The sequence below is a fragment of the Paenibacillus sp. S150 genome (assembly GCF_019352175.1).
Taxonomy (GTDB): Bacteria; Bacillota; Bacilli; order Paenibacillales; family Paenibacillaceae; genus Paenibacillus_AQ.
Window position 1 is genome coordinate 82,814 of record NZ_JACBYI010000004.1, and the last position, 17,846, is coordinate 100,659.

The following is a 17,846-nucleotide window of genomic DNA, read 5'->3' on the forward strand; positions in this document are numbered from 1 at the left end:
AGGCTGCCGTCCGCTTATAGCATATTAAGTGAAAGTGAGAGGGGTTAGGATATGAACAGAAATAGAGCACTGCAGCTGCTGCTTGCCGGTATGCTGGCTTCAAGTCTTCTGGCGGCTTGCTCAAATAACAAGAGCGAACCGGCCAATGCGCCGGCGGATGCGGCGGAAGCCCCGGCGGATGCGGCTGCCGCGACCGCACCGGGCAGCAGCCCGGCTGTGGCCGGCAGCAGCGACCTTGCGGCCAAAGTCAAGCCGGTCAATTTCACCACATTTGTCAACTATGACTGGTATACTGCACCGACCTGGGAAGAACGTCCGCAGAGCAAGTGGATCACCGACAATCTGCAGGTAACCCTGACTCCGGTCCAGTCCAACGGCGCAGCCGCCCAGAAGCTGAACGCGATGATTGTCTCGGGCCAGCTGCCGGATGTGCTGGTAATGGACCGGGGGAAGGACGTGGAACGGCTGCAGAAAGCGGGCAAGCTGGCAGCGATTGATCCTTATCTGGAGAAATATCCCGAATTCGTGGAGGCTGTAGGCGAAGACACGCTGAACATGCTGCGCAGCGAGGACGGCAAGCTCTATCAGATCCCGAACTGGTATATAAACGGCGACAACGGCAACGGAAATGCCGGCTTCCTCGTAGAGAAGAAGATTTACAAAGCGCTCGGTTCTCCGGCGCTGGAAACCTGGGAGGATCTCGAAGCTTATCTGAAGCAGGTTAAGGAGAAATACCCGGATATCGTGCCGATTGATTTCGGCGAGACCCGTGACGGTGCAGATGTGCAAATGATCGGGATGCTCTACAGCGGTGCGGCGGATGACCGCACACCGGGCTTCATCTCTCCCGGATCGGGCCAGATCTTCGGTGTGCCTGCCGGCAACGGGCTGACCTCGGTCTATCAGGACCAGGCGTTCAAGGATACGGCCCTGCTGGCCAGCCGTCTGTTCCGTGAAGGCCTGACCTCCCAGGATCTGCTGACCCAGACCCGCGATCAGGTGCTGGAGAAGCTGAAGACCGGCAAGATTGCCGTATTCGGCGCGTATGACGCCGTCGTTGAAGGCATCGGACGCGAAGCGAACAATCTGCTGTCGGCCAAGGACCCGGAGGACGGCTATGATGTCGTCTGGCCGTTCCGCAAGACCGGCGTTGACAAAAACAGGGTGTACCCTTCCGGCTTCAACACGCTGGGCTGGAATGTAAATGTAATCTCAACGAATGCCAAGGACCCTGAAGCCATCTTTTCCTATATGAACTGGGCGACAAGTCCGGAAGGGCAGCGGATTATTTTCTTCGGACCGGAGGGATTGTTTTATGATAAAGTGGAGGATGGGGTACCGATTCCAAACGATGCTTATATCAACCGTGACTTGAAGAAATACGACGAGCTGAAGATCGGCGAATTCAACTGGTACGGCAATACTTCCTATATTGATTCCACCAAGGCCAAACGCGAGAAGCTGCTGCCGGCGGAAGCCCAGGACTGGACGACACTTGGCCAGGCGAACGTAACCTTCAAGACCTCGAAGAACGTCACCGAATTCTCCAATCTCGATCCGGCGCCGAACTCCGAAGAGGGCATTATCCTGCAAAGACTGAAGGACCAGTATGCGCAAGTAGTGCCGAAGATCATCTTCGCGAAGAGTGATGATGAGGTGATCAAGCTGATTGAGGACGCGGATAAGGAAGCCGCCAAGCTGGGCTATGACAAGGTGCTGAAATGGAAGACCGAGGCCTGGCAGAAGAATTTGGAGAAGATTAAAGGCCGGTAAGTCTAATCCGTAAAAACCAAATAGGCGAGCAGGAACAAGAGGGATACGCCATGTACCCTCTTTTCCTAATGAAGGAGTGCTGATTCCGATGTATAGAGCTGTTCTGGTGGATGATGAAAATTACGATCTGGAAGGCCTTCGCTGCCTGATTCCCTGGAATGAGCTGGGGATTGAGGTCGTCTGCAGCGAGAACAAGCCACTGGCCGCACTTCAGTATATTGAGAATCATGAGATTGATCTGCTGATCACCGACATCAAGATGCCGGTGATTTCCGGCATTGAGCTGTCGCGCAAGGCGATAGAGCTGAACCCGGAGCTGAAGACGGTATTCATCAGCGGCTACCAGGACTTTCAATATGCCAAGCAGGCATTGGATCTGAAAGCCCACGGCTATATTCTCAAGCCGGTTGACGATGAGGAGATTGTCGGTGTGCTCCGCAGCGCCGTTGCCGAGCTGGATAATGAGCGGATGAGGAAAGCGGAGGACAGCAGCCTGATCACTTCCTTCGATTTCATTCAAAATGATGTGCTGCAGCATTTGCTGGAAGGCAGCATCGACCGGGAGACATTGGACGCTTTTCTGGCCTGTTACCCTATGGATATTGTGTTCTCCAGCGCCTATGCGGTATTGATTGAAGCGGATGATGTGCTGCTGCGGCTGCGGGAAAATCCGGAGACGGTAAATGCGGAACTGGACGGGCTGTTTCACTATATCGGCGGAGAAATCGAGGCGGCGGGCACGGGCAAATGGTGCAGGGTGAACCGGTCGCAGATCGGTATGGTCTACACTGCGGAGCCTGAGCTTCTGGAGCAGTGGCTGGAGAAGCTGGTAGAGACAGTACGTGAACAGACCTCCTACACAATCACTGTCAGCTACGGAGCCGAGGTGCCAGATTTGGAAGCGTTGTCTGTATCTTTTTCCCAGGCCAAAACCTATATGAACGGCAAAATGTTCATCGGCAAGAACAGGGTTATTCCCCCCTCTCTCAGCAAGCCGGGGATGAACAAGGACATCAAGGATATGAGTGTGGTGCTGGATGTCATGTTCGGGGCAATGGCCAATTACAGGCTGATTCAGATCTGTGACGGCATTGACGAGCTGTTCGAGGTGGCGGCGCTTTTTGAGCATCCCGTCAAGGTCTACCATTTCTCGGTTCATATTGCGTCCCGGCTGGAGGCTTATCTCGGCACCCTGAATGAAAACTATGAAAGTCTGCTCGGCTGGGGGATTCAGCAGATGGATGTGATTCATCATCTGGATACGGTGGAGGATATCAAGCGCTGGCTGCGCAACACCCTGTTCCAGATTTCGGAGATCCTGTTCATGAAAAAGCAGCACAAGAACCGCCGTCTGATGGAGCATATCGAGGCCTATATTCAGGAGAGGCTGGCGGAGAATCTTACCCTGCGGCTGGTTGCCGACCATTTTGCCTACTCTCCCAATCATCTGGGGGTCTTGTTCAAGGAGCATACCGGTGAGAGCTTCAACGAGTATCTGGTAAGAATCCGCATGGAAAAAGCCATTCTGCTGCTCGGGCAGCATCAATACAAGATCTATGAAGTGGCGGACCGGGTGGGCTACAGGAATATCGCCTATTTCAGCAGACAGTTCCGGGAATATTTCAATATTACCGCCGCCGATTACAGAAAGCAGAGCTGATCACGTGCGCATACCTACAACCTCCGGCTATTTGCCGCTGGGCTACAAGCTGCTCATTTCCTATCTGCTGCTGGTGCTGACACCGGTCATCGGCATCGGCAGCTACACGTATGTGTCTTCCGTACGTTCCACCGAGGAGCATACCCGGAGCAACCTGGAGGTGACCGTCAAGCAGATTGCCAGCAACGTGGACTACCGGCTGAAGGATATTGTCCGCAGCTCCGACGAGATTTACACCGACCAGACGCTGTCGCGCTATCTGACGGGCTATCATTCCGGCTGGGAAAAATACAACATTATGACGCAGTACATCCTGCCGAGGCTGGAGAGTGCCGCCAATCAGCCCAACCAGGAGGTTAAGCTTGCAGTATACGTGGATAATTCCAGTGTGAGCGAATTCTATTATAATGAAGGCGAGAATGGGAGCGGCACCCGCAGCCGCCAGTATTCACTCTTCCATTCAAGCCGCCTCCAGAACCAGAGCTGGTATAAATCGCTTAACCTCCATTATGGCTCCTACGAATGGCGGCAGGTGGACAACGACAAGGAAGCCGGCAATATCTCATACCTGCGGCCGCTGATCAATTACGATACGCTGCAGCTGAACGGCCTGATCAAAATGACGGTCAGCATGAAGTTTATTTTCTCCGATGTCGACTCCGGGCAGCTTGGCGAGGACAGTGTGCTGTTCATCGTGGACAACAACAACCGCCTGCTGTTCTCCAGCTCCCTGAATGCGGAGCATCCGGACTTTCTGTCGGATGCCGCCTCGGACTATATCCGGCAGCCTGCCTCCTATATGCAGATCAAGCAGCCGGTTACCCACATGCCCGCGAGTGTGGTGGCGTGGGTGCCGTATTCCTCGCTGCAGAAGAATTCCGAGCAGGTGCGCAATGTAACGATTGGCGTCTGTCTCGCCATACTGGTCGTATTGTTTCTGATCAGCCTCGTGATGTCGCAGTATTTCCTGCGGCGCTTCCAGAAGCTGATTGCTTCGCTTAAATCCTTCAAGGAAGGCAACTTTCATAAACGGATGCCCGTCCAGGGCAATGATGAATTCTCGGAGATCGGCAGCGCGTTCAATGATATGGCGTCCACCATCCAGCGGCTGATCGACGAGGTCTACGTCAGCAATCTGGAGAAGAAAGAGACCGAGCTGCAGGTGCTGCATTCCCAGATGAACCCGCATTTCCTGTACAACACCTTCTCTTCCATCAGCCGGATGGCGAAGCTGGGGGAGATCGACAAGCTGCACGAGGTGATCCGCTCACTCGCCCGGTTCTACCGCCTGACCCTGCACCGGGGGGAAATGATCATTCCGGTGGAGCAGGAGCTGCAGATCGTGGAATCCTATCTCGATATCCAGCGGATCAAGAACGCGGACCGCATCCATGTAAGCTATGAAATCCAGCCTGCGGTGCTGGACAGCGACACGGTGAAATTCATCCTGCAGCCTTTTGTGGAGAATGCCCTGGAGCATGCCTGGTACGACGATGAAATATCACTGACCATCCGGGCATATCCGGAGGGGGAGAATGTCACTTTCGAGGTGGAGGACAACGGGCTGGGCATGAAGGATGAGGTGACCGCCCAGGTGCTCGATCCGTCGGACAAGGGCATCGGCTACGGCATCCGCAATGTGGACCAGCGCATCAAGCTGCAATACGGCAAGGAATACGGTGTGACCATCCGCAGCTCGCTGGGGGAAGGCACGCTGATCCGGATTGACTTCCCTTACCGCAAGCATCCTCTGATGCAGGGAGAGGACTGAAGGAGCGGGAGCTGACCAAATAAAAAACGGCTGGGCATCCTTATATACAAGGAGCTCAGCCGTTTCTGCGTCTTGCTGCGGTTGAAGTTAAATTACAGGACTTACCGGCTCCGCCTGCTCTGTTTTGCGCGGGGGGTTGAACCGGTACACGATATAGCCTACGATGAACGGCAGCACGATGGTGACAATCCCTGCACCGGCATTCACGGATTCTTTCATGAAAATCAGGGTGGCGCCCATCAGAATGCTGTCAAACACCACATGGCTGAACATGGCGGCGATAAAGCCGTAGCGCAGGAAAATGTAGCTGAACAGCAGTCCGATTACCGTCAGCTCAATCGGACGCGAGCTGACGGGATAGATCGGATACAGGGTATGCCCGAACGCCCAGACCAGCGTGGTGATCAGCGCGGCAAGAAAGGTGCTCCGCACGATTTTTTTGACCATCCGGATGCCGAACAGCCGGTAGACGGCTTCCTCGGACAATCCGGCAAGCCAGGCCACAATGGGCAGCAGCCAGGCATATCTCATGTTATACGGAGACTGGCTGGCATCGGTGGTGGACCAGTTGTGCAGCGTGTACGACAGGATGATGAACATAACGGTCTGCACACCGAGCAGGATAAAGGCCCAGATATATCCGGCGCGCATGCTGTCCAGCACATATCTGCCATAGCCCGGCTCCTTGGCGCGCGGCCAGGGGTTCAGACCCTCCTCCTTGCGCCACAGGCCGTTGCCTCCGACCAGCGAGAAGTAGAGCATCGAAGACATCAGCAGACTGTAGAAGATATAGAAGATGAACATTACAATGCCCGTAATGCGGCTCTCCAGGCTGTCTCCGCCGGCTTCGGGCAGCATGTTGTAGGTGCTGGCCATCATGATTGCAAAATGGACGGTGCTGAGAAAGATGCCCCGCTTGAACGAGGTGTGGCCTCTGCGCAGAATGCTGTAAATCAGCGCCAGAATGCCCAGCGCCAGCGTAGGCAGGCCGTAGCCGAGCAGCGTCAGGCTTTTGGCGAGAGAGGTCTGGTCCTCGACATAGCTGACATGCCAGGCGGGAGCGGAGAAGCCGGCCCGGAAATACGAGACCTCCGCCTGCCGGAATTTGAAGCTGTATTGCAGTGGCGACTCCCCGACCTTGACGGAGCTGTCAGTATAGACAAGATCGTAATCATCCGTGTTCGCCTGAATTTGCAGCCTGGAGGGATTGGCTCCCCATGACTGAAGCCAGGGGCGGGCAAGCTTCTCCTTCTGCTCCAGCGAAAGCTCCGGCTCGCTGGCTGCCGGGTCCACATTGGCCAGGGCCGCTGTACCGGTGGAATCTGTCCCAGAGCCTGCATCTTCTCCGCGTCCGAAGCCTACCACCCTGCCGGTGTACATGTTCAGGTCAACCGACAGGACAGGGACAGCCTCGCCGGAAGCATACAGCACGGCATGAAAGACATCGAACGGATAACGCTGATCCAGCTTGTCTTTGGAATATTGGTCCAGGAGCTTCTCCCTGGACATATAGCCGTAGAAGGAGGAGTCTGTCCGGTAGCTTACGGTCCACTCCTCCCCTGCGGCTTCCGGATGGCCAAGCTGCTGTGCTGCGAATACGGCGGCTTGCTCCCGGGCCTCGCTCTTGCTGATGGTTGCAGTAGCGGCCTCACCCGAGCCCGTAAGGAGCTGGGGAGCGATCTGGAACATAATGAACACAATGAGACCGATAATACCCGCAAGAATGAGCCTGGCAGAAAGGGGCCGCTGCTGTAAGGGCTGGCCGACGGAATTCATGAAACGCCTCCTTGTAATGAAATAATCCTGTTATTTTCCATTATAATATTACTGGCAGGCCAGTTACAAAAAAATGCCGTATTATCTTTTTACGTGAAGACGGCCGGGCTTATGCTTATTTTGTCTTCCTGATCAACGGCGGCAGAGGGGAAATGTGCTTTTTTGAAAATGCCCCTTTGTGAAGTCAGGGAATAACGATTATAATTTGTATGTTTCTAACGCAACCTGCGAGAGGATGAGAAAGTTGGCTTCGCCGTTCCCCAAGATTAATAATTTCAGATTTCTGAAGCTGTCTCCGCCGCAGATTCTGGTGCTCGGCTTTGCCGCCGTCATCCTGGCCGGAACCCTGCTTCTCATGCTTCCCGTATCAAGCAGGACAGGTGAACCGCTCGAATTTATTGATGCTTTGTTTACTGCAACCTCGGCAACCTGTGTAACGGGGCTTGCGGTGGTTGATACAGGAACATATTTTACCCTGTTCGGACAGATAGTAATTATGGTTCTTATTCAAATCGGCGGACTGGGGTTCATGACGATGGCGACCCTGTTCGCGCTTGTGCTCAAGCGCAGAATCTCCCTGCGCGACCGGCTGATTCTTCAGGAAGCCATGAATCAGAGCTCGATGGAAGGCATCGTGCGGCTGATCCGCAAGGTGCTGATTTATTCGCTTGTCATCGAGGCTGCGGCTGCAGCTGTGCTCGCGCTGCGCTGGGCGTTCGATATGCCCGCGGGACGCGCGCTTTACTTTGGCATTTTTCATGCGGTATCGATGTTCAACAACGCGGGATTTGATATCTTCGGAGATTACCGCAGCCTGACCGGATATGCCAGCGATCCTGTTGTCAACCTTGTGGTCATATTCCTGATCGTTTCCGGGGGCATCGGCTTTATCGTGATGTCGGACCTCGCGGAATACCGCCGCAAGCGGCGGCTGTCGCTGCACAGCAAGGTCGTCCTGTGGACGACTGCAGCGCTGATTCTAACCGGAACAGCCGTCTTTTTGGTGTTTGAATTCACCAATTCACATACGCTCGGCCCGCTGGGCTTCGGAGGCAAGCTCTGGGCTGCTTTCTTTCAGTCCGTCACTCCCCGCACAGCCGGAGCGAACACTCTGGATATTGCCGGAATGCGCCAGGCCTCACAGTTTTTCATGGTCATTCTGATGTTCATCGGAGCTTCTCCGGGATCAACGGGCGGCGGGATCAAAACCACCACCTTCACCCTGATGGTCGGTGCGGTAATCTCGATGCTCCGGGGGCGCGAGGATATCGTTCTTTTCCGTTACCGGCTTGCACAGGAGCGTGTGTTCAAGGCGCTGACCATTACCCTGCTGGCGCTGCTGCTGATTGTGTCCGTGTCCATGGTGCTGTCCACCACGGAGGAACGGCCATTTCTGATGATCCTGTTCGAGACCACCTCGGCCTTCTCCACCGTAGGCCTCAGCATGGGGCTGACGCCCGAGCTGACGCAGGCGGGTAAAATCCTCATCTGCCTGACCATGTTCGCCGGACGGCTTGGTGTGCTGACGCTGGCGTATGCGCTGGGCCCGAAACAGGGTAAACCATTATATAAATATCCCGAAGGCAAAATGATAATTGGATAAGGAGTTACTGACATTATGAAAGCACAGCAGTTTGTTGTAATCGGCCTCGGCCGCTTCGGTTCAAGCCTTGCGCTTGAGCTGATGGCCATGGGCTATGAAGTGCTCGGCATTGACCATTTTGAGGAACGGGTAGATGAAATGAGCGGCCAGCTGACGCATGCGGTGATGGCGGATGCCACGGATGAGGGGATTATGCGCTCGCTGGGTGTACGCAACTTCGACTGCGGCATTGTAGCGATCGGCGACAACATGGAGCGCAGCATCCTGGCGGCCATTCTTCTGAAGGAGCTGGGTGTGAAGCAGGTCGTGGCCAAGGCGATTTCCATCCTTCACGGACGGGCGCTTTCCAGGCTGGGCGTGGACCGGGTAATTTTTCCTGAACGGGATATGGGCATCCGGGTGGCTCATCAGCTGACGACGCCAAATCTGCTGGATTATATTGAGCTGTCGAAGAATTACAAGGTAGTGGAGCTGACCGTGCCCGCCTGTATGGACGGCAAAAGCCTCTCGGAGCTTAACACGCGGGCCAAATACGGGTGCAGCATTATTGCCCTGAACCGCGAAGACGGAGTGATTGTCGCTCCCACGGCGCATGACCATGTGCATCAGGGCGATATTATGGTGGTCATCGGCTCGAATGAGAGCATTGTGGAGTTTGAGGATGAAGCGGTGAACGCGGAGTAGCCTTTATGCGATTTGTTAAAATATCAAGTGGAACGGCTTCGCCGTCCTTATAAGGACGGTATCCGTTTCGGCGAGAAAGATAAGGCTAATCTATAGCGTGAAACATGGGGAAGGAGGCGATGGCGGTGAATCTGCGGGAGCAGGCACTTTTGATATTATATAGATTGAACTTGAAATATTGCTAATTTGGTTTTTGGCGTAGCTGCGGTGAATATGCCGACTTCCGGTTGCTGTGAGGTTTGGTAATCTGATGCAACCACACGAATAGCGGCAGAAATCCAAACGTTAAGGTGAATGTGCCGCTCCTATATCGTGGAAATTCGTAAGGGAAGCTAAGTGGAAAAAGCTGAACATAGGAGTGAAACTCCGCCGACAGTTTGTGCTTTCGGTGCGGGCTTTCCTTCGGTAAACTTTCAGGCGGTCTCTATCGCTCCGTAAGTATTCAAACCTCATCCCCTCCGCATACCTACCTTTGAAATGACAGAAAGTTATCTCCTTCTTTTAATACATTCAGGATTATTCCTTGTCATTACAGCAGCGCTGGTCCTGTCCATTACCACGCGCCTTCAGCCGGTAGCGGGTCGGAGCTTCTCCAAGCCGTTTCTTAAACGCCTTGGAGAAGGAAAACAGATCGGGATAACCCACAGATTGAGCGATTTCGGACAGCGTATATGCCGTTTGCTCCAGCAGCAGCATGGCTTCTTTCATTTTGAGCTCCTGAATAAACTGGATGGGGGTGATTCCGTAGGTCTTGCGGAACTGTTTGGTGAAATAGCTGCGGTCCATGCCGACATAGGCGCATACTTTTTCGACGGTAATGCCTTCGGCGTAGTGAATCTCCATATATTCATGCCCTTTCTGGAGCCAGGAGACATTCCTGCGGCGGTCGCTGGCAGCAGGATCTTGCACAGCAGCGGATAATTGGTCAAAGATGCGGTGGAACAGGATCAGCCGTCCAAGGTCTGTATCTTTGTCTGATCTCACCATACTGAAGAAGTCCCACATGAGCTGGATTGCTTCAGGAGTCAATATTCCTGGGGCGTAAGGGTGATACAAGCTTAACCCGAGCCTCTCCAGCAGGCGCAGAGCCTGCTTCCCGTCGAAAGCCAGGAACACTTTGTGCAGCAGGGCATCTGGCTGTGTGAAGTATTCATGGATGACCTGGGGGAACAGGCAGAACACATCATTTTTAGAGAGCCGGTAGGTCTGCTGATTCTGTTGAAACCAACCTTCTCCCTCAAGGACAAAGATCAAATAGTAGTAGGGCGTCGTCCGGGGGCCGATATGATAGCTCGGCTTGGCAATATTATGCCCCAGGCGGATGGGCCAGGCAGCCCCGCACTTCTCGTACACAGAGGGTGTGAAAAGGCAAAGCTCCAAAAATTCCTGATTGTCCTCAATCATTCTATTGTCCATGTAAAGACCTCTTTTTACCATCTGATTGGATGTAAGGAATATGAAAAAGCCAACGTTTTATACATCATATAAGACTTCAACCCGCATCACCTAACGTTTAGATCACACCCTCTTTCATCCCCCTTCCGGAACCTTCCCTGAAATAGACGCAAATTGATAAATGAAGTTTACCGCGAATTGACATTCCCCAATATGTAATGACTTGTTACAATCTCAATATTAACTTATCCTATAAGTTTTATTGGAAATCAACCGGTTCACCGGAGATATATATTCAAATTTGCAGCACAAATGCTCAAATCGATAATTCAAGGAGGCCGTTTCATTGAACAACAATCTGTTCCGCTTCATGCTTTGGACTGCTGCTCTAGCTGTGCTGATTCTTGGGTCAGCCTGCAGCAACAATCCCTCATCCGCCTCTGACAATCAGCAAAACGATTCCGTGCAGGCGGCGAATTCCGCACCGGAGGAGAGCGCACAGCCTGAAGTTACACTTAGCTTCCTGCATTGGCGCGGGGAAGATGCAGAATCCTTCAATGGCATTATCAGTAAATTTCAGGAGGTGTACCCAAACATTACAGTGGAGATGCAGACCCTCCCTTCCGATCAATACCAGACCTCAGCGCTGGTGAAGATTGCCGACGGGTCTGCAGGCGATCTCTTTGCTTCCTTCCCAGGGGCACAGTTCGAGGCTGTAGCTAAAGCCGGGTTGTATGCGGATCTGTCGGCAGAGCCATTCCTGGCCAGTTTCAACGAAGCCTTAATCGGGGCAGGTGTGAAAGATAACAAGCAATTGGCTGTTCCATATCAGCTTGTCTATAACGATCCTATCTACAATGTGAAGCTGTTCCAGCAGCTCGGACTCACACCTCCGGCGGATTGGGACGGGTTCCTGGAAATGTGTGCCGAGCTGAAGGAGAACGGTCTGATTCCGATTGCTTTTGCCGGAGCGGATATAGGACCGGGACAATTCATGAATACGATGGTCATGAACAATCTGCCCAGTGACGATGCCTTCACCAAGGTGGAAGCGGGGGAGGCTAAACTGACGGATGACTGGTGGATAAAGACGCTGAGCCAGATCAGGGAACTGAATGACAAGGGGTATTTCCAGCCTAATGCCCTGGGCACGAAGGATGCGGCGGCAGGCGCTTTGTTTATCCAGGAGAAGGCAGCCATCCTCGCCAGCGGCTCCTATCAACTGGCCCAGAACAAAGCGCAGAATCCGAATCTGGAGCAAGCCTTGCTGGCACCCATCACGGTTGCTGCTGATCAGGCCAAATACGAGGGCATCCACACCAGCACATTCCTGCTGGGTGTGAATAGCAAATCGAAACATCCAGAGGAAGCCAAGAAATTTCTTGAATTCTTGAGCCGCCGGGAGATTGCTGGCCAATATGCAAATGAAACCGGGCAGAATGTCACCGTGAAGGATGTGGAGTATAACACGCAGGAGCTTAAGCTTGTCAGTGAATGGGCTAAGAAGAAAACTTTATTCCAGCCCCGCTTCACGATTACGAACGGTGAGAATCAAAAAGCGGTGACCAATTCCATTCAAGCCGTGCTGGGCGGTTCATCACCTGAGGCTGCCGCCAAGGAAGCCCAGGCAATCATTGATCAGCAGCTATCCAGATAGCGATGAGGAGCCGGGGTATATTATGGATTTTTGTCCTGCCGGGCCTGCTGCTGTATGCAGGATTTTTTCTTTATCCGACGTTATCCGGCCTGTTCTATTCCTTTACAAACTGGGACGGAATCTCTTCCTCCTTCCGGATGGTGGGCTGGAAGAATTACAACAGTATTCTGGACAGTATCGTCTTCCGGAAAGCCTTCTGGAATAATGTGAAGTTCATGGCGGCAGTAGTCACGGCCCAGACTGTAATTTCCCTGATTTTGGCGCTGCTGCTGGTCCGGAACCGGAAAAGTCATGTGTTTCTGCGGGCGCTGTTCTTTTTCCCGGCTATTCTGTCCTCCGTTTCCGTCGGGCTGATCTGGTCATTTGTCTACGATCCGGCCATTGGAATGATCAATGCACTGGCGCAGCATACGGGATTAGGCTCCTTGGCGCTGAACTGGACCGGTGACCGGCGGATTGCCATCTATTCGATAGCGGCGGTACAGGTGTGGGCGCATGCCGGGCAAATGATGATTGTCTTCATTGCCGGGCTGCACAGCATCCCGCCTGAATTGAACGAGGCAGCGGCTATCGATGGCGGAGGAAGATGGCGTGTGTTCAGAAGCATCACCTGGCCGCTGCTGGCCCCTTCCGCGACGATTGTGCTGGCGTATACAACGATACAGTCTTTCAAAGCATTCGATCTTATCTTTACGATGACGGACGGGGGGCCGAATTTCTCCACAGAAATCTTGACCACCTATATTTATCATCTGGCTTTCTCCAGCTATGCTTTCGGTGAAGCTTCGGCTGGCTCAGCCCTGCTTCTGGTGCTGTTGTCAGTGCTGACGTTTTTGCAATACAAGGCGCTTCGCGCTGGCCGCATTTCATACTGAGGAAGAGGGGAATTCTGCAAATGGTGTATGTGCGCCGAACGGTTATACTGCTGTATTCACTGATCATCGTGGCTCCCCTCTATTTTGTGATTGTTACGGTGTTCAAATCTACGCAGGAATTCTATGCCAGTCCGCTCGGCTGGCCGGCAGCACCATCGTTTCGTAATGTGCAGGCCTTATTCGCCGGTCAACCGATCTGGAGGTATTTCTGGAACAGTGCGCAGGTAACTGCAGGCACAGTGCTGCTGGTGCTGCTGCTGGGCAGCCTGATTTCTTTTGCCATTGTCCGTTTTGCCAGCCGGGCCGGGGCAGTTCTGTTTGCTTTGTTTGCGGCCGGACTGATTGTGCCATCGCAAGTGAACATGTTGACGATCTACACTCTCGTACAGAAGCTGTACCTGTCGGACCGCCTGCTGGGCCTGATTCTGATCTCCACGGCCCTGCTGCTGCCGCTGACAGTGTTCATGCTCACGGGCTTTATGAAACTTCTGAGCCGGGAAATGATCGAAGCGGGCAGTCTGGAGGGTTGCGGGGAGTGGGGTCTGTATTGGCGGATTGCCATACCGCTGGCCGCTCCGTCACTGGCGACTGCCGCCACATTTCTGCTGGTGATGGTGTGGAACGATTTGCTGATTCCGATGCTGCTGCTGAACGGCAAGTCGAACCTGACGCTGCCACTGGCTATGCTCCAGTTCAGAGGCGAATATGTTACTAATTATCCGCTGCTGCTTACGGGCGTTGCCGTCACGGCGCTTCCATTGGTGCTGTTGTTCCTGTTCCTTCAGCGCTATTTTGTGGCGGGACTGACCGAAGGCGCATTGAAAGGGTAGCGAATTGTTGTTAGTGGCTGTTCTAAAAATAGAAATTGAAAGCTGAGGTGGACGCGGATGTGTGCAGTTACGGCTCACGCTTCTGGGAAAACAAAAGAATTGACGCTGCGGGAGGTTATCGCGAAATACAAGGATGTATCGCCTTTTGTCATTATTAAATCGGATGTTACGCGCAGGTCTTTTACTTACACGGACCGGGCGTTGAAGGCGCTGGATAGAAGCAAACACCAATATCAGCAGCGGGTGCTGATCGGCTCCAACGGGGATATGAACGCAGCCGTACCGGTTTCGCTCCTGCTTAGGGACGGCACCTCCATTATTGCCATGCCATCACAGACGGCCAAAAATCCCTATGTCGTGGATCAGATCGATGGAAGGCTGTACATTACGGACCATGGAGAAATTGTGGAAGAGGTCGAATATTGGTATAAGCCGGATTACTATGACCAGTTCACCAGCTCCGGCACCCCGATGTGGCAGGTTGCCTCCTCCAGGCCGCAAAGACTGGACATCGATCCCAACAGCCACTGCCACTTCTGGAACAAGGGGAACGGTTGCAAATTTTGCAATATTAACGCCAATTCCACCCGCAGCTACCAGGACAGAAATATGGCGAAGCATTTGCAGGCGCAGGATGTATATGAAACGGTCAGAGAGGCATTGAAGCAGCCGGGGGCCTTTACCAATCTGAAAATGAGCTCCGGCTCTATCCTCAGCGGCGCAGAAATCTTCGACGATGAGGTTGAGATGTACATCGAAATGCTGCAGGCGGCCGGTGATAATTTTAAGGAAAAGAAATTCCCCAGCACAATCGTTGCTTCAGCCTTTAACGAACGCCAGTTAGCAAAAATCTACGAAAATACCGGCCTGATGACCTACACCTCCGATATTGAAATTCCAAATGAGGCATTGTTCGCCTGGATCTGCAAGGGCAAGCATAAAGAGGTCGGCTATCAGGAGTGGAAACGGAGAATTATCGCTGCGGTAGACATCTTTGGAGCGGGCAACGTCAGCAGCGGGATTGTCGGCGGCTGTGAAATGGCTGCGCCCCATGGCTTCACGGATGAGACAGAGGCGCTGAAGGCGGTGCTGGAGGAGGCGGAGGATTTTGCAAGTCAAGGCGTGAGTGTTGTTCACTGTGTCTGGGTACCGCTCCATGGATCGGCATTCCATAATCAGCGTACGCCGTCACTGGAATATTATGTTCAGCTCGCCAAGGGGCTGAGTGATATCAGAGCGGAATACCGGCTTAACATTGATATGGACAATTACCGGAAATGCGGCAATCATCCGGATACGGACCTGGATAGAGGCAGAGGAGGTGCAGCGGTCCAGTGACTGTTATAACGGGAAAAGTACAGGCGCTGCTTCAGGATTCAGAGGCGGTGAAGGCTCTGGCAACAGTGGATCAGCAGGGGTGGCCGCATGTTATTATGGATCATAGCCTGACAGCTAACGACAAGGGGCAGCTAATCTATCTTGAACTGATTGAAACTTCGCAGACAAATCTTAATCTGGTCAACAGTATCTGGTTCAAGCGCAAGGTGGCCGTTCGGCTCTCCAGGGGGGAAGAAGCTTATCTGATCAAAGGCTATCCTGTTTATTCGATCATCTGCGGCCCTGTGTTCGAGCACTACTACACCCTGGCCAGGAAGATCCACCCGGATTTTGATTTGTCCACCGTATGGGTTATTGAGCCGGATGAGATCATTGAGGATACCTATGTCGCCCGCAAAAGCAAAGAACGTGCCGAGCATCCGCTTGTCATGCATCTGGACCGTCTGGCAAAATAATCACCGCACCTGTAAACAACCTCCGGGAGGATACGAAACGCATGAAAGCAAAAGGCACAGGATGAAAAGTTCATTCATTAATCGGCAAGGTGTATCACCGAACAAACTTGGAATTGGCATGGGAATATGTGAGAGCAAACGAGGCAGCGGAGGAATCGACAACGTTACCATTCCGGCGTTTCAAGCCGTCACTCGGCACCCGGCTATCCGGGACAGGGTATGTCAGCAGGCGCTGAAAAACAGGCTGGAACCGATCTTCGAACCCCTGAGGGCTAAGTTTCCTGTGTCTTCTCCTGGCCTCCTACTAGTTAGACAGGGGATTCTTCCATTCCCGGTTCAATCGAACGGATTTACAGGATGGATGCCTTTAAATTTTGATCTGCCAAGTATTTTATCCATGGCTGCCTCGATTACATAAACATTGCCAGAGTAGCCGTTAATAAGAACGGCGCTGCGTGGAACCTCGGCATGATGATAAGGGTTGGCCACTGAGAGAAACACGGTGGGCAGCTCTTGCGCAAACCAGGGAAGGTCGGTTCCCATAGGAGGGCTCCAGTGAATCCGGAGCGACGGCATCGTACAGTCGGTCTCCAAATTTACGAAATACAATGCCCAGTCAAAGCGCTCCTGCAGCTCGGCAATGGATAGCTTCTGTTTATTAGGCCAGCTCTCCTGTTCCTTCAGCAGCGTCACCAGAAAATGCTCGCGCTCCAGCTTGTCGACCAGCAGCTTGTAACGGTCCGGCAGTGTCTGACGGCGGCCTTCATCCCCGATCACTACAAGAAGTACCCGTTTTTGACGGACAGGATCAATGGGCAAAAGCTTGTTTGTGTCTCTGACCAAGGTGACCGACAGGTCGGCGCATTCTCGCGCCCATTCTGTATGCTGTTTCAAGCCGATAACGGCCAGCGCGGCCGGTTCGGGAACAAGTGTGCCGGTCTGATGACGCCTGTGCAGTCCAAGTGAAGCCTTCAGGGCAAGGATACGGGTGACAGCCTCCTCCACTCGCTCCAGCGAGAGTCTGCCATCTCTGACAGCCTCCCGCAGATAGCTGAAATCTTCCTCAATGTTGTGGCTGAACAGCAGAATATCACATCCTGCGGCGATGGTGCCCGGAACTGCGACCGAGCGCTTCTCGGCGATCATGAAGCCGGCCATCGTTGAGGCATCGGTCAGCACCAGACCGTTAAAGCCGAGGCGTTCGCGCAACAAGGGACCCAGCAGTTCCGGAGCCAGTGTAGCCGGCATAATATGCTCATCGGCTAGGCCGGGGCGAAGATGACGAGAATAGGCAGGCAGCTTGATATGACCAACCATAATGGTCTCCGCTCCGGCTTCTATAAGCTTCCGGTAGACCTGTCCATAGGAGCCTTCCCATTCCTCCACGGGAAGAGAATTAATGCTCTCTCCCAAATGCTGATCACGGTCATCCACGCCGTCTCCTGGAAAGTGCTTGACGGAGACCGCCAATCCCGATTCCCAGATGCCTCTGGCATAGCCAAGAGCCATTCGCGCTACCCGCTCTGGATCTGAACCGAAAGTACGCGTATTGGTAATCGGATTTCGCGGATTGTAGTCAATATCGACAATCGGGGCGAAGGTCCAGTTCACTCCAACACCCGCCCCTTCACGGCCAGCAGTCAGACCGAGCCGGTAGGCCTGTTGGCCGTCATCGGTTGCTGCGACCTGCATGGGTTTGGCGAAAAAGGTGCCTTCTTTGGCTATGCCATTGCCGCCAAATTCAAGGTTGGCAGCCAGCAACAGCGGGAGCTCCGAACGTTCCTGAAGAAAGCGGTGTAATTCCTGCCGCTCTGCGGCGGGTCCTGCAGGAAACATGAAGCCTGAAGGCTTGATTCCGTTCAGCAGGCCGACCAGCTCAGTCCGATCTGTGGTGCTGCCAACCGGAAAGAGCAGTTGGCCAAGCTTGCTGTCCAGATCCATGGAGGCGAGCGTAGAATGGACCCAGCGGATATCTTCAGGGGACAGATGAAAAGGCTTGGACTGCAAATCAACCATATATTTTAATCCT

The 17,846-nt window shown here is 53.5% G+C and carries 13 protein-coding genes; 10 read left to right on the plus strand and 3 right to left on the minus strand.

The annotated features are described in order from the left end of the window. The first annotated feature begins 51 nt into the window (after positions 1–51). The 3 genes from HYD27_RS06255 to HYD27_RS06265 all read left to right on the plus strand — a co-directional run bounded on the left by HYD27_RS06255 (position 52) and on the right by HYD27_RS06265 (position 5,204). Entirely contained in the window at positions 52–1,773 is a 1,722-nt protein-coding gene (locus tag HYD27_RS06255) for an extracellular solute-binding protein (RefSeq protein WP_219212671.1), read from the plus strand. 88 nt (positions 1,774–1,861) lie between these two features. Beyond that, the gene (locus HYD27_RS32540) at positions 1,862–3,433 is read left to right on the plus strand and encodes a response regulator (protein ID WP_219212673.1); all 1,572 of its coding nucleotides are present in this window, start codon (positions 1,862–1,864) and stop codon (positions 3,431–3,433) included. Between the two features lie 4 nt (positions 3,434–3,437). Further along, positions 3,438–5,204 (plus strand): cache domain-containing sensor histidine kinase, encoded by a 1,767-nt coding sequence (locus HYD27_RS06265; protein ID WP_309242023.1) that lies wholly within the window; start codon positions 3,438–3,440, stop codon positions 5,202–5,204. A gap of 87 nt (positions 5,205–5,291) precedes the next feature. Here HYD27_RS06265 and HYD27_RS06270 read toward each other — a convergent pair whose 3' ends face one another. Further along, positions 5,292–6,980 (minus strand): CPBP family intramembrane glutamic endopeptidase, encoded by a 1,689-nt coding sequence (locus HYD27_RS06270; protein ID WP_219212677.1) that lies wholly within the window; start codon positions 6,978–6,980, stop codon positions 5,292–5,294. Between the two features lie 235 nt (positions 6,981–7,215). Here HYD27_RS06270 and HYD27_RS06275 point away from each other — a divergent pair, with 235 nt between their 5' ends. Together HYD27_RS06275 and HYD27_RS06280 are read left to right on the plus strand one after the other, a co-directional pair. Further along, complete coding sequence (locus HYD27_RS06275; protein ID WP_220101528.1) at positions 7,216–8,583, plus strand: TrkH family potassium uptake protein; 1,368 nt, start codon at positions 7,216–7,218, stop codon at positions 8,581–8,583. Positions 8,584–8,598: 15 nt separating this feature from the next. Continuing rightward, the gene (locus HYD27_RS06280; RefSeq protein WP_219212679.1) at positions 8,599–9,267 is read left to right on the plus strand and encodes a potassium channel family protein; all 669 of its coding nucleotides are present in this window, start codon (positions 8,599–8,601) and stop codon (positions 9,265–9,267) included. Positions 9,268–9,783: 516 nt separating this feature from the next. On the opposite strand, the gene HYD27_RS06285 is transcribed toward HYD27_RS06280, so the two are convergent. Continuing rightward, positions 9,784–10,683 (minus strand): helix-turn-helix transcriptional regulator, encoded by a 900-nt coding sequence (locus HYD27_RS06285; protein ID WP_219212681.1) that lies wholly within the window; start codon positions 10,681–10,683, stop codon positions 9,784–9,786. A 349-nt stretch (positions 10,684–11,032) separates the two neighbouring features. Between HYD27_RS06285 and HYD27_RS06290 the strand changes: the two genes are divergently transcribed. From HYD27_RS06290 to HYD27_RS06310, 5 genes are read left to right on the plus strand one after another with little or no spacing between them, the layout of a single operon-like run. Beyond that, the gene (locus tag HYD27_RS06290; RefSeq protein ID WP_219212997.1) at positions 11,033–12,319 is read left to right on the plus strand and encodes an ABC transporter substrate-binding protein; all 1,287 of its coding nucleotides are present in this window, start codon (positions 11,033–11,035) and stop codon (positions 12,317–12,319) included. A 2-nt stretch (positions 12,320–12,321) separates the two neighbouring features. Continuing rightward, positions 12,322–13,194: a carbohydrate ABC transporter permease gene (locus HYD27_RS06295; protein WP_219212683.1), complete on the plus strand. Its 873-nt coding sequence runs from the start codon at positions 12,322–12,324 to the stop codon at positions 13,192–13,194. Positions 13,195–13,214: 20 nt separating this feature from the next. Next, positions 13,215–14,024: a carbohydrate ABC transporter permease gene (locus HYD27_RS06300; RefSeq protein ID WP_228745007.1), complete on the plus strand. Its 810-nt coding sequence runs from the start codon at positions 13,215–13,217 to the stop codon at positions 14,022–14,024. Positions 14,025–14,081: 57 nt separating this feature from the next. Beyond that, positions 14,082–15,362: a radical SAM protein gene (locus HYD27_RS06305; RefSeq protein ID WP_219212686.1), complete on the plus strand. Its 1,281-nt coding sequence runs from the start codon at positions 14,082–14,084 to the stop codon at positions 15,360–15,362. Continuing rightward, positions 15,359–15,817 carry a hypothetical protein gene (locus tag HYD27_RS06310; protein WP_219212688.1) on the plus strand — a complete coding sequence of 153 codons (459 nt, stop codon included), beginning with the start codon at positions 15,359–15,361 and terminating at the stop codon, positions 15,815–15,817. The genes HYD27_RS06305 and HYD27_RS06310 overlap by 4 nt, the downstream gene beginning before the upstream one ends. Positions 15,818–16,153: 336 nt before the next feature. On the opposite strand, the gene HYD27_RS06315 is transcribed toward HYD27_RS06310, so the two are convergent. After that, complete coding sequence (locus HYD27_RS06315; protein ID WP_219212690.1) at positions 16,154–17,833, minus strand: glycoside hydrolase family 3 protein; 1,680 nt, start codon at positions 17,831–17,833, stop codon at positions 16,154–16,156. Between the last annotated feature and the right edge of the window lie 13 nt (positions 17,834–17,846).

What these genes read in the sequence shown, in the direction of transcription:
- HYD27_RS06255 (WP_219212671.1), top strand. Translation starts at nt 52, where the DNA reads ATGAACAGAAATAGAGCACTGCAGCTGCTGCTTGCCGGTATGCTGGCT.
- HYD27_RS32540 (WP_219212673.1), top strand. Translation starts at nt 1,862, where the DNA reads ATGTATAGAGCTGTTCTGGTGGATGATGAAAATTACGATCTGGAAGGC.
- HYD27_RS06270 (WP_219212677.1), bottom strand. Translation starts at nt 6,980, where the DNA reads ATGAATTCCGTCGGCCAGCCCTTACAGCAGCGGCCCCTTTCTGCCAGG.
- HYD27_RS06275 (WP_220101528.1), top strand. Translation starts at nt 7,216, where the DNA reads ATGAGAAAGTTGGCTTCGCCGTTCCCCAAGATTAATAATTTCAGATTT.
- HYD27_RS06280 (WP_219212679.1), top strand. Translation starts at nt 8,599, where the DNA reads ATGAAAGCACAGCAGTTTGTTGTAATCGGCCTCGGCCGCTTCGGTTCA.
- HYD27_RS06285 (WP_219212681.1), bottom strand. Translation starts at nt 10,683, where the DNA reads ATGGACAATAGAATGATTGAGGACAATCAGGAATTTTTGGAGCTTTGC.
- HYD27_RS06290 (WP_219212997.1), top strand. Translation starts at nt 11,033, where the DNA reads ATGCTTTGGACTGCTGCTCTAGCTGTGCTGATTCTTGGGTCAGCCTGC.
- HYD27_RS06295 (WP_219212683.1), top strand. Translation starts at nt 12,322, where the DNA reads ATGAGGAGCCGGGGTATATTATGGATTTTTGTCCTGCCGGGCCTGCTG.
- HYD27_RS06300 (WP_228745007.1), top strand. Translation starts at nt 13,215, where the DNA reads ATGGTGTATGTGCGCCGAACGGTTATACTGCTGTATTCACTGATCATC.
- HYD27_RS06305 (WP_219212686.1), top strand. Translation starts at nt 14,082, where the DNA reads ATGTGTGCAGTTACGGCTCACGCTTCTGGGAAAACAAAAGAATTGACG.
- HYD27_RS06315 (WP_219212690.1), bottom strand. Translation starts at nt 17,833, where the DNA reads ATGGTTGATTTGCAGTCCAAGCCTTTTCATCTGTCCCCTGAAGATATC.